We start from the raw sequence: 11,138 nt of genomic DNA, 5'->3' as shown, positions 1-11,138 counted from the left end.
CGATCTGGCGCACCGGCATCGCGTGAAGGTCTCCACGGGGGGGTTCATCGAGTTCGTCCTCACCCGCGGGGAGGTGGCGGTGGACCGCTATCTGGGCGAGTGCGCGGATCTGGGATTCGACATCGTGGAAGTCTCGAGCGGATTCCTTTCCGTTCCGGAAGACGATCTCGTGCGGCTGGCCGAGCGGGTGGCGGAAGAAGGGCTCGAGGTGAAGCCCGAGGTGGGCATCCAGTTCGGCGCCGGCGGCGCGTCCTCCGCGGCCGAGCTCGAGGCGCAGGGAACGCGGGACGTGGAGCAGGCGATCCGCCTGGCGCGCCGGTACCTGGACGCCGGGGCCCGGCTGGTCATGGTGGAGTCCGAAGGCATCACGGAGAGCGTCCGTGTCCCGCGCCCGGACGTGGCGGCCCGGATCGCCGCCGCGCTGGGCCTGGATCGCGTCATGTTCGAGGCGGCCGACCCGGCGGCGTTCGGGGGGTACGTCAAGAACTACGGGCCGGAGGTGAACCTGTTCGTGGACCACAGCCAGATTCTGCTCCTCGAGTCGCTGCGGGCGGGTCTCTGGGGCCCCCAGAATCTCTGGGGCCGAGTGCGCACGTACAAACCCGAGCGCCGCGGGAGGGCCGAAGGCGTTCCGGCCGGGCGCCCGCGCCGCGCGGGCCTGCGCGGCGCCCCGCCGTAACGCCCCGGACGGGCCCCGGCTCCATGCCCAGGGAGAACCCGGCCGGGAATCACGAACGGCGAAGGGCCGGGGAACCCCCGTCCTTCAGGGTTCGCACGAGGCGCTTATGATTCTGTCGTACGCCAGCCGCGAAGTGATCACCGCCCGGGCCGACGACTCCGTGCGCGACGTCGTGGGCCTGATGGAGTACTACAACGTGGGGTGCGTCGTCGTCGTTTTCCACGAGCGCCCGGTGGGAATCGTCACGGACCGGGATCTGGCCCTGCGGGCGCTGGGGACGTGGAAGGACGGCCCGCCTTCGGAGGCGCGCATTTCGGAATTCATGACGCGCCCCATCCAGACGATCCGGGAGGACGAGGGATTCGACAAGGCGCTCGAGGTCATGCGCACCTGGGGCGTCCGCCGCCTTCCCGTCGTGGACCGCCAGGGGCGGCTGCGGGGTCTGGTGACGCTCGACGACATCTTCCACGAGCTGTGCCGGGACATGGACGCCGTGTCCCAGATCGTGCGCCGCCAGCATCGGCTCCCTTTGCGGCGGCGCGCCGCGGAAGGAACGTCTCCGCGGTCATGAAGGCGTCAGATCCCGAACGAATAGATGCCCACGAGCCGGCGCACGCCGTCGAGCACGGGCAGGATGCGGATCTCTTTTTCCCGCATGAGGCGGACGACCTCGCGCATGTCCTGCGACTCGTTGCCGCAGATGACGTCGGTCCTCATGAGCACGCGGACCGGAGTGGAGGCCATGCGGGATTCGTTCCGCCGGCGGAACGTCTCGACGTCTTCCTGGCGCAGAACGCCGACCAGCCGCCGGTTCTCGCAGACCGGCAGAAGCGCGAGGTTGGCGGACTCCATTTTTCGCGCCGCGTCCCGGAGGAGGTCGCGGGGTTCCGCCCATTCGACGTTCCGCCGCATGAGGTCCCTCAGTCGGATCATGGCCCGTCCTCCTGTGAACGGCCGTCTTGGATTCCCTTTCCCCCTCGCGCCTCCTTTCCTCGCGTCCCGGCGGCCGCCGGCCGGGCCGGAGATAGAGCGTCCCCATCCGTCGGGTTCGCCGTCCGGGAACCGGCGGCCGGACCCGCCGCATTTCATAGACGTCCCGCCTCCCGAAGTGTTATGCGGAGCGGCCGATTTCCGCCTTGACTTGGAAGCGTGCGGACCTAACATGACGAAAGCGCCTGCGCTTGATGCGGAGCGCCCGGCGCCGGCGGGAGGCCGGCGGAGCGAGGGGGAATCCCATCCGCGCCGCGGACGCTGAACGTCCATGCGGACCGAAGAAGTCGACGATTACGAGATCCTCGAAGATCAGATCCTCGGCCAGGGGGACACCGGCATCCTCTGTCGCGGTCGCCAGCGGTCCGCGGGACGCGATGTCCTGATCAAGCTCCTGCGCCGCGAGATCGCCGCCGATCCCGAGGCGACGGGGCGCCTGCGCCGCGAGGCGGAGTCCGCCGGACGGCTTCGCGATCCCTCGGTGGCGCAGGTCCTGGGCGCCGGCGCCTGGAAGGGGCGTCTCTTCTGGGCCATGGAGCCCGTGGAGGGCCAGAGCCTGGCCTCCTACCTCCGGGAGGGCCACCGCTTCACCACCGAGGAGATCCTCCACGTGGCCGAAGGGGTGGGCAAGGCGCTCCGGGCGGCTTCGCGGTGCGGGCTGGTCCACGGAGCCATCCGGCCGTCCCACATCCTTCTGGCGCACGACGGAAGCGTCAAGGTGCTCGACTTCGGCCTCACGCGGGGGCTCAACCTTCCCGTGGACTCGCCCCTCCTGGCCGGCCTGTGGCGCTACCTCGCCCCGGAGCGCGTGACGGGCGAGCCGCCGGACCTCCGTTCGGACCTTTACTCGCTCGGCGTGGTGCTCTACGAGCTGGCGACCGGCAAGCCGCCGTTTGAAGGGTATGATTCCCCCACCTCGCTCGTCTACCAGCTCCTCTACGTGCAGCCGGCGTCGCCGCGGGATCTCGGATCCTCGATCCCCCGCGACCTCGAGCGGGTGATCCTGCGCTGCCTGTCCAAGGCCCGGGAAGACCGCTACGCGGGACCGGACGATTTCCTGGCCGACATCGAAGCCGTCCGGCAGGCCACCCGCACGCCCCTTCCGGCGACCTCTCCGGACGCCGCCGACGCGGGGGATTTCGAGATCTTCGAGGACCAGATCCTCGGCGAAGGGGGAATGGGAACCCTCTACCGGGGACGCCAGAAGTCGCTCGGACGCGAGGTGGCCATCAAGGTGATCCGGGGCGTTTTCACGACGAATCCGGATTTCGTTCAGCGCTTCCGGCGCGAAGCCGAGCTTCTGGCTCAGGTGAACGACCCGGCGGTCGTGCAGGTCTTCGGCACGGGCACCTGGAAGGGGCGGCTTTTTTACGCCATGGAGCTCGTGGAAGGGGAAGACCTCGCCGGCCTGCTTCAGAAGGGACGCCGGTTCACGGTGGATGAAATCCTGCATGTCGCGGAAGGCGTGGGCGGCGCGCTGCGCGCGGCCTGGAAGTACAAGATCGTGCATCGGGACATCAAGCCGTCGAACATCCTGCTGACGCGGGACGGGCACGTGAAGGTCGCCGACTTCGGCCTGGCCAAGAGCCTTCGCGTCCCCCGGACGGATTCCCACCTCATCGCGGGGACGTCCGAGTACCTGGCCCCCGAGCAGGGGATCGGACAGCGGGTGGACATCCGCAGCGACCTTTATTCGCTGGGCGTGGTGCTCTACGAGCTGGCGGCGGGGCGGCCGCCGTTCCGCTGGGAAGGATCCTTCACGAGCGTGATCTACCAGCATGTCCACGCGGCGCCGCCGCCGCTCAAACGCGCGGGCGGGGACCTGCCGGAGGAGCTGCGGCGGCTGATCGAGCGCTGTCTGGCCAAGCGGCCGGAGGATCGATACCCGACGCCCGAGGCGTTCCTCGAGGAAGTGCGGGCGATCCGCGCGCGGCTCCAGCCGCCCGCCGGAGCCGGCTCCGAGGGGGAGCGCGGCGCGGAACCATCGGCCGCGCCGCGGCGAACTTCCTTCCTGGCGCGCGCCGGCCTGCTGGCGGCCCTGGCGGCGGCGGCCTACCTGGCCCTGGCGGGAGGCACCCGCCTGCGGGAAGGATCCCGGCCGCCGCGGACCGACGAGTTCGGGCCCGCGTACGAGCTGGCCCTGGGCCTGGGCGATTACGACGCCGCCCTGGAACTCGCCGCGCGCTGCCGCGGGCGGGATTCCCGCGAGTTTCGGGAGGCGGAACGCCTTCGGACCGAGGCTCGGGCGCTGGAGCTGGAGGCCGCGTTGAAGAGCCGCCTGGCGGAGCGCGACTGGGCCGGCGCGGTCGCGCTCTACATCGAACTCCTGCGGATCGCCCCGCCCGAGCGCCGCCCCGCGCTCGAACGGGGCCTGGAATACTGCCGGGACTTGGCGCGGGCGGAGGAGCTGGAGCGCCGCGGCCAGGTCGCCGCCGCCCTGGCGATCTACCGCCGCTGGGCGGACGCCCCCGGTTCCCACCGGGAATTCCTGCGGGAGCGCATCCGGGCGCTCACGGCGGAGCGCTGATCGCCTTTACTTCTTGTCTTTCTTGTCGTCCTTCTTTTCTTCTTTCTTCGAGTCGCCGCCCGAATCCTTCTTCTCCGCGGGCTTGGAAGGCGGCGAAGGAGCCTTTTCCCGCTCGGGCGGCCTGGGCGACGGGGGAGGAGCGGGCGGGGTTTCCCGCCGCGGCTCCGCAGGCTTGGGGGGCGGACCGCCCGGCTTGGCGGCGGGCGGACCTCCCGACTCCCGGGGGCCGTCCTTCCCGCCCGATGCGGCGGGAGGATCCGCGGGCTTCTTGGGCCCTTCGCCCCGATCCGAACCTTCGTGCTCCGCCTTGGGGCCCGCGTTGTCCTTCTTGCCCGGCCCCGCGCCGTCCTTCCCTCCGGCGGGCGGACCCGGGGGCTTTCTCGGACCTTCCTCCCGGTCCGGTCCGCCGGGCCCCCGTCCTTCCTGGCCCGGAGGGCGGTGGGCATCCTTCTCTCCGGGGACGTCGTCCGGCCGCCGGGGGCCACGATCCGCCGCGGGACCGCCGCCCCGGCGATCTTCCTCCTCGCGCTGACGGCGGAGCTCCTCGGCCTTCCGGCGCGCCTCCTCGGCCGCCCGGCGGCGCTCCTGCGCTTCGGCCTCGCGGCGGATGCGCTCTTCTTCCTCCTTGTGGCGCCGCGCCCACTGTTCCTTCATCCGCTCCCGCTCCTCCTGGCGGCGCCTCTCCCATTCCCGAAGATCCCGGTGCTCCCAGGGGCGGTCCCGCTTGACGACCGGCCGGTCGTCGCACGTCCGGCCGCCCTTGCCCGCGTGCGCGTGGTCGCGGACCACGATCGTGCGGAAGGGAGGCTCGCCCCTCTGGCGGCAGCGCTCGAACTCCTGGAAATACGCCACCGACGTGTACCCGTAGTAGCGCACGCCGATGTGCAACTGCACGAGCGCGCGGCACTCGTCGTTGCTCAGGAAGACGGGCTGACGCCGCCAGTAGTAGCCGTAGGCGCGCCCGTAGGGCGGCGGGCAGGCGTACCCGCGGGGCACTTCCTCGCAATAGAAGACGAAGGGATCCAGCCGGAAGACCATCGCCACGGTGTAGAGGCTGCGGCCGCACCGGTCGTATTCGTAGACCACGTACCGCACCGGCACGCGGGCCCGCCGCGCGATGAAGCAAAGCACCAGGAGATCGTCGTCGTCGTACCCGCAGCTCTCGAGGTACGCCACTTCGTCGTCCGAACAGCCGTAGTATTCCGTCCAGACGACATACCGCACGTGGGTCCATTGAACCACCACGACGGGAGCGGGCGGGGGAGGCGGCGGAGGAGGAGGCGGCGGCGCCGGGCGCCGCTCATGCACATGGACGACGCAGCCGGCCAGACCCAGGATCGCCAGAAGACCCGCGACGAACGGTTTCATGGCACACCCTCCTGTCCCGCCCCGCAAAGCATACCCTATGCGCCAGAAATAGGACGACGGGAACGCCGAAAAGTTCCCGGCCGGTCAGATCTGAAGCATGTCCCGGAAATGAGGCAGGTCGAAGGTGATCGACCGCTGGGCCCCGCAGTCCTGGCACTGCAGATCCAGACGGTCGAACGGCTCCCCGGAGGGACCCTGACAAAGGGCCTGGAGCTTGACGTCGTACTTCTCCGCGCCGCAGGAACACTTGAGACGGTGAACGACGGAGTACTCGCGGGCCACGTCGCTGAAGTGGCGCACGACGGGCTTCTCGCGGGTCTGAACGTAGCGGTCGAGGATCGCCAAAAGGTGGTGGACCATCGCCAGCTCCAGAACCGCCGGCTCGAACCCGTGGCCCTGTTCCACCAGCGGCTCGAAGGCCCGCAGGGCCGACACGAGCATGTAGTGCACCATGTACCCCACGGGGTACTGGGGCAGCTCCTTGACCCCCGGCGTAAGCTTCTCCGCCAGAAGCGCCGCGGCGGCCGGATCGAGCGTCCTCCGCGACCGCTCGACGTACCCCGCCAGGAGCGCCCGCAGGCCGCGCAGGCGGCGCTCGTCGAGCGCGTCAACGATCTCGATGCCCTGGTATTCGTGGACGCTGAAGTGCTCGCCCGCGGCGCCCACATCCCGGGCCCGAAGGTTGAGGATCCCGCAGGCCGCCGAGAGCACCGAGGCGGGGGAAGACAGCTTCCGCGAGGCCTCGTCCACGGCGCGGTCGATGGCCTGCGTGTGCTGCTCGATGAGCTTGCGCGCCTGCGCCGAAAGCTCCGTCTTTTCCGACGCCTTGCTCACCGCGGCGATTTCTCCTCGATCAGGGCGCGCACCCGGGGCCGGGGCGTGGAGGCCCGTCCCACCTCCAGCTTCGGGGCGTCGAACGAGCCGGTCAGGGACACCGGCACGAACATGCCCTTGAAGATGTTCGAAAGCAGATCGAGCGGGGCTCCGATGATCGGTAGTATACTATTCCAGTCCTTCTTGCCAAGCCTGGGGATGAACACCACGTCGATCCAGTCCCCCGTCAGGCTGCACGCCCCGTCTCCGAAAAGGCTTACGGGATACCCCAGGAAATGCATCTCGTCGATGCGGATCCGATCGTCTTCGACCGTGAACTCGAGGATCGCCGTGTCGATGCGCTTCTCCGAGACCGGACTCAGGGCCAGAACGTGGATGATCGAGGAGAAGGCGGGAAGTTCCCACAGGTCGCCCTCGGTGATCTCGCACCGGCCCGACGCGATCGGCCGCGTGTGGTGCAGCTTCTCGCGGTCCACCGTCAGCGCGACCACGGCGTTGAGGCGGCCCCGGACGGGATGGCGGATGAACGGAACCCCCCGGGCCATTTCGGAGACGTCGGCGTCCCGGACGTCCACATGGAGCTGCCGGATGGTGAAGGGGGACGTCTTGGGCACCTCGGCGGAGGCGCGCAGCCGCCCCCCGTAGAAGTCGCCGACGCAGGGATCCAGGCGGACGACGCCCTCCTCCTTGAGGAGCCGGGCGCGCACCCCCTCGATCCTCCAGGTCACCTCCCGCCCGGAGCGCGCCGCGAAGGTCACGTGCACCGTCCCGTCGTGAAGATAAACCCCGTTCCGCGGAAACGTCTCGTCCGGCCGGAAGTAGTCCTTCCAGGGATCGTTTTCGAGCGCGCGGACGGGTTCCGCGCCGACCCCCGGGCTGCGCCCGACCGCCCATTCGAGGTTCCACTCGCCGTCGGCCTCGCGGCGCACGAAGATTTCGGGGCCGAAAAGATCCACCCGCATGACGCGCAGGTCGCGGTCCCGCAGCGGCATCCCGTCCAGCGTCAGGCGCAGTTCCCGAGCCCGGAAGAAGAGACGGGAGCCCCGCCGGTGCGTCCAGGCCTCCACGCGGCGGAAGACGAGATCCCCCTGCCGGTCGACCTCCACCTCCCCGATCCGTTCGAGCGACGCGCCCGCCAGCTCGTTGAACGTGCGCTGAGCGAAGCCGTAGACCAGCCTTTCGTAGACGATGTCCCGGAGCATCCAATAGACCACCGTCAGGAGCAGAAGCAGGAAAAGCAGAAGCGCCCACTTCGTCCGCGCGTCCACCGACCGGGCGTCGGTGAACACGGCCTTCTCGAAGACCTGTGTGGCCGGCACTCTTCTCAATTATAAGGCCCCGCCGCGCCGGCGCGGCGATCTTGAAGCGTCCTTGCGCGGCGGGGCTATAATGAACGGGCCATGACCTCCATCCCCAAGACGCTGGGGAAATACCAGATCCTGGGCCCCCTCGGGCAGGGGGGGATGGGCGAGGTCTACAAGGCCTACCAGCCCGACCTGCGCCGCACGGTGGCCATCAAGACGCTTCTGGCCGGCGAGCACGCCAGCCCCGACTCCCTCGAGCGCTTTCTGCGCGAGGCCCGCGTCGCCGCGCAGCTCGTCCATCCCAACATCGTCCAGATCTACGACATCGGCGCCGAAGGGCGGCTCCGCTACATCGTCATGGAGCACGTGGAGGGCCGTTCCCTCAAGGAGGTCCTCTCGGAGCGCGGCCGCCTGGATCCGCCTTCCGCGCTGCGCCTGGCGCGGTCCGTCGCCCGCGCCCTGCAGTTCGCCCACGAACGCGGCGTCATCCACCGGGACATCAAACCCGCCAACATCCTCCTCGACCGCCAGGGGCGCGTCCGCATCCTCGATTTCGGCCTGGCCAAGACCCTCACCGAAAGCGGCGCCCTCACCGCGGGCGGAACCATGATCGGCACCCCCTGCTACATGTCCCCCGAGCAGGCCTTCGCCGCGCCGGAAGAGGTGGACGCCCGCGCGGACGTCTACTCCCTCGGGGCGGTCCTCTATGAAATGCTGACCGGACGGCCCCCCTTCGAGGGCGCCACCGTCCTGGCGGTCCTCCGGAAAATCGAAGCGGAGGACCCCGCGCCCCCGGGCGTGTCGCCCGAGGTGGACGCCCTCGTCCTCAAGGCTCTGGCCAAGGACCCCGCGCGCCGTTTCCAGAGCGCCGCGGAGATGGCCGAAGCGCTCCGGGCGGGCCTGGCGGGCGTCGGCGAGACGGGACCCGCCACCGGCCGCCTGGCCCCCGACGAGACGGCGACCGCCACCGTCATCCTGAAATTCCCCCGCCGCGCGCTCCGCGCCGCCGCGGCCGGCGCGGCGCTGCTCCTGGCCGGCCTCGTCGTCTGGGCCTCCTGGCCCGCGGCGTCCCCCCCGCCGGTGCCCCCGCCGGTCCCTCCCCCTCCCGACCCGGCCGCCGAGCTTCGCGCGCTCCTGTCGCGCCGACACGACGTCCTGAGCGCCGAGCTCAACCGCTTCCGGGACGACCCCCAGCTCTGCCGCATCATCGCCCAGCATTTCATCGACCGCGGCCAGTACAGCCGCGCCCTCGACTATCTGAAGGGCTATGAGCGCGCGATCTTCGAGCTGGCCTCCGCGCGCGGGCTCCAGCGCTTCGTCTCGCCCGTCCTCTTCCGCCTCTCGATCCCCCAGCCGCGCGACCTCAAAGGCAGCGAGGCGTTCCTCATGGCCGCCCTCGCGCGGCACCTCGAAGGCAAACAGGACGCGGCGCGCCAGAAGCTCCGCAGCGCCGTCGACAACGGCGCCCTCTCCGCCCACGTCCTTCTCGTGCGCGCCCACATCGACCTCTGGGACGCCTTCCCCGACCCGGCCTCCGAAACGTCCCGGACGCTCCTCGAAGGCCTGCGCCGCGACCTGGCCCGGGAGGACGAGCTTTTCCTCCTTCCCCTGCGCGCGCTGGCGGCCGACCTGGCCGGCGACGCCGCCGGCGCCCGCGAGCTGGCCAACCTCCTCAGCCGGCGCGCCCCCAGCGCCGCGGAAACGTTCCTCCTGAGCTCGCTCCTCTACCTGCGCGCCGGACGCGTGGACCTGGCGCTGGACGAACTCAAGGAGGCCCACCGGATGGATCCCAAGAACCTCGAGATCTCGATCCATCAGGCGTACCTCCGCTGGCTCGAAGTGATCGACAACCCCGACGTGGAGAAACTCTACTCCGAAGAGGATCCGGCGTTCGACCTGGAGAAGATGTACGCCGACGAAATGCGCCAGATCCTGGACGACCGGCTCCGGCACGACCATTATCCCGCGGCGCTCTTTTTGCGGGCGGTGCTGCACGCCTTCGAGTCGCGGTGGGAAGCCGCCGAGCGCGACCTCGCGACCCTTTCGCGGCGCGTGGCGCCGTTCCTGGAACAGGCGACCGCCCATCATCCCCTTCTGGCCGCCTTCCTGAGAGCGGTCGGATCGCGGGAGGCGCTCCTGGAGGCGGCGGCGGATCTTCAGGAGCATCTGGGCCGCACGGAGGCGGCCCGCGCGACCGCCCAGACGATCGAAGGCCGGGATCTGCCCGAACCGGAGCGCGCCGCGCTTCTGCGCCGCAACCATCTGCGGCTCGCGCGCCTCTGGCGGGCGGACGAGACCCGCGCCCTCGTGCACGTCGAGCAGGCCCTGCGTTGGGGCGCCACGCCGGAAGAGATCCGGCAGGAGGAAGGGCTTGGAGACCTGCGTCACCGGCCCGCGTTCGAGGAGCTCTTGCGCCGCCATGAACGCTGAGGAATTCGAAGCCCAGGTGGCCCCGCACCGCGAGGCGCTGGGGCGGTTCGTCGCCATGATGGTGGGCCGCGACGGCGAGGACATCGTCCAGGAAGCCGTAGCCACCGCGTTCCGCGACGTGGCGCGATTCCGCAACCAGTCGAAGTTTTCGACCTGGCTGTATGGGATCGCGCTCAACCTCTGTCGCAAGCACCTGCGGGACAAAGCACGGCACGCCGCTCCCGCCGGTCCCGGCGTGCTCGAGGCCCAGCCGGCCCGGAGCCGGGGCGTGCTTTCGAGCGTGATCCGCCACGAGATGGCCGAGCGTCTCGAACTCTCGGTCGGCCGTCTGCCGACGCCCCTGCGGGAGGCCTTCGTCCTGCGCTACGTGGACGGAATGGACTACCCGGAGATCGCCGAGATCACCGGGGTCACCGAAGGCACCGCGCGGGTCCGGGCGTTCCGGGCCCGGGCGCTCCTGCGCCAGGAGCTGGGAGGCGTGGTCGATACCGTCTGGGTCAAGGACGAGCCCGGATAACGTTCATTCCGGCTCGCGCCAGTCGATCGCGAGGATTCGGAGCGTCCCGCCGACGCCCCCGAAATGGAGCGTCCCGCGCCGCCTCGGACGGGAGACCTCGACCGGCACCGGGCGTCCGTCCAGAAAGGCGCGCACGTCGTCCCCCCGGCAGCGGAAGATCAGTTCGCGTTCGGCCCCCGCCAGCCCCTCGAGTCCGCCTCGGTCCCACCACACCGCGTAGCCGGGATCGGTCCCGAGCCGGATGCGGAACGCGAGGTACTTCATGGGCCCTTCGACGCAGAAGCGCACGCGCACGTCCCCATCCTCGAATTCCCGGGTTGTCTGAAGGGCTCCCGGCCCCGGAACCACGTTCCGGAGAACGCCGTTTTCGAGTCTCCAGCACGCCGGATCCGCGCCCATGAAGCACGCCAGGGAGGTCCCGTCGAAAACGGGCCTCCAGGGCCGCGGATCCGCCAGGAGCGCCAGCCGGTCCCGTTCTTCGCGAAGACG

The 11,138-nt window shown here is 70.2% G+C and carries 10 protein-coding genes; 5 read left to right on the top strand and 5 right to left on the bottom strand.

What is annotated here, in order from left to right:
- Together VNO22_12955 and VNO22_12950 are read left to right on the top strand one after the other, a co-directional pair.
- On the top strand, positions 1-679 hold a 679-nt coding region (locus tag VNO22_12955; GenBank protein ID HXG62284.1), incomplete at its 5' end, for a phosphosulfolactate synthase.
- A 106-nt stretch (positions 680-785) separates the two neighbouring features.
- Positions 786-1,250, top strand: coding sequence for a CBS domain-containing protein (locus tag VNO22_12950; GenBank protein HXG62283.1), 465 nt, complete (start codon positions 786-788; stop codon positions 1,248-1,250).
- A 5-nt stretch (positions 1,251-1,255) separates the two neighbouring features.
- Here the strand turns inward: VNO22_12950 and VNO22_12945 are convergent, their stop codons facing one another.
- The gene (locus VNO22_12945) at positions 1,256-1,612 is read right to left on the bottom strand and encodes a CBS domain-containing protein (GenBank protein HXG62282.1); all 357 of its coding nucleotides are present in this window, start codon (positions 1,610-1,612) and stop codon (positions 1,256-1,258) included.
- A 328-nt stretch (positions 1,613-1,940) separates the two neighbouring features.
- On the opposite strand from VNO22_12945, the gene VNO22_12940 reads away from it, so the two are divergent.
- Complete coding sequence (locus tag VNO22_12940) at positions 1,941-4,196, top strand: serine/threonine-protein kinase (GenBank protein HXG62281.1); 2,256 nt, start codon at positions 1,941-1,943, stop codon at positions 4,194-4,196.
- Positions 4,197-4,202: 6 nt separating this feature from the next.
- On the opposite strand, the gene VNO22_12935 is transcribed toward VNO22_12940, so the two are convergent.
- From VNO22_12935 to VNO22_12925, 3 genes are all read right to left on the bottom strand, one after another.
- A complete protein-coding gene (locus VNO22_12935; GenBank protein ID HXG62280.1) occupies positions 4,203-5,564 on the bottom strand; it encodes a hypothetical protein in 1,362 nt (453 codons plus the stop codon).
- A gap of 84 nt (positions 5,565-5,648) precedes the next feature.
- Positions 5,649-6,398, bottom strand: a complete 750-nt coding sequence (locus tag VNO22_12930; protein ID HXG62279.1) for a hypothetical protein — start codon at positions 6,396-6,398, stop codon at positions 5,649-5,651.
- The gene (locus VNO22_12925; protein HXG62278.1) at positions 6,395-7,717 is read right to left on the bottom strand and encodes a hypothetical protein; all 1,323 of its coding nucleotides are present in this window, start codon (positions 7,715-7,717) and stop codon (positions 6,395-6,397) included. Before VNO22_12925 ends, VNO22_12930 begins: the two co-directional genes overlap by 4 nt.
- 81 nt (positions 7,718-7,798) lie before the next feature.
- Here VNO22_12925 and VNO22_12920 point away from each other — a divergent pair, with 81 nt between their 5' ends.
- Together VNO22_12920 and VNO22_12915 are read left to right on the top strand one after the other, a co-directional pair.
- Positions 7,799-10,132: a serine/threonine-protein kinase gene (locus VNO22_12920; GenBank protein HXG62277.1), complete on the top strand. Its 2,334-nt coding sequence runs from the start codon at positions 7,799-7,801 to the stop codon at positions 10,130-10,132.
- On the top strand, positions 10,122-10,649 hold the full coding sequence (locus tag VNO22_12915) for an RNA polymerase sigma factor (protein ID HXG62276.1): 528 nt from the start codon (positions 10,122-10,124) through the stop codon (positions 10,647-10,649). Before VNO22_12920 ends, VNO22_12915 begins: the two co-directional genes overlap by 11 nt.
- 3 nt (positions 10,650-10,652) lie before the next feature.
- Here VNO22_12915 and VNO22_12910 read toward each other — a convergent pair.
- The coding region (locus VNO22_12910; GenBank protein ID HXG62275.1) for a hypothetical protein at positions 10,653-11,138 on the bottom strand (486 nt) is incomplete at its 5' end.

The sequence above is a fragment of the Planctomycetota bacterium genome (assembly GCA_035574235.1).
Classification (GTDB): Bacteria; Planctomycetota; MHYJ01; order MHYJ01; family JACPRB01; genus DATLZA01.
Note: the sequence above shows the minus strand (reverse complement) of the source record. Positions and strands in the feature narration are given on the sequence as shown.

Excerpts from the sequence above, each read along its gene's own strand:
- VNO22_12950 (HXG62283.1), top strand. The coding sequence starts at position 786 with ATGATTCTGTCGTACGCCAGCCGCGAAGTGATCACCGCCCGGGCCGAC.
- VNO22_12945 (HXG62282.1), bottom strand. The coding sequence starts at position 1,612 with ATGATCCGACTGAGGGACCTCATGCGGCGGAACGTCGAATGGGCGGAA.
- VNO22_12940 (HXG62281.1), top strand. The coding sequence starts at position 1,941 with ATGCGGACCGAAGAAGTCGACGATTACGAGATCCTCGAAGATCAGATC.
- VNO22_12935 (HXG62280.1), bottom strand. The coding sequence starts at position 5,564 with ATGAAACCGTTCGTCGCGGGTCTTCTGGCGATCCTGGGTCTGGCCGGC.
- VNO22_12920 (HXG62277.1), top strand. The coding sequence starts at position 7,799 with ATGACCTCCATCCCCAAGACGCTGGGGAAATACCAGATCCTGGGCCCC.
- VNO22_12915 (HXG62276.1), top strand. The coding sequence starts at position 10,122 with ATGAACGCTGAGGAATTCGAAGCCCAGGTGGCCCCGCACCGCGAGGCG.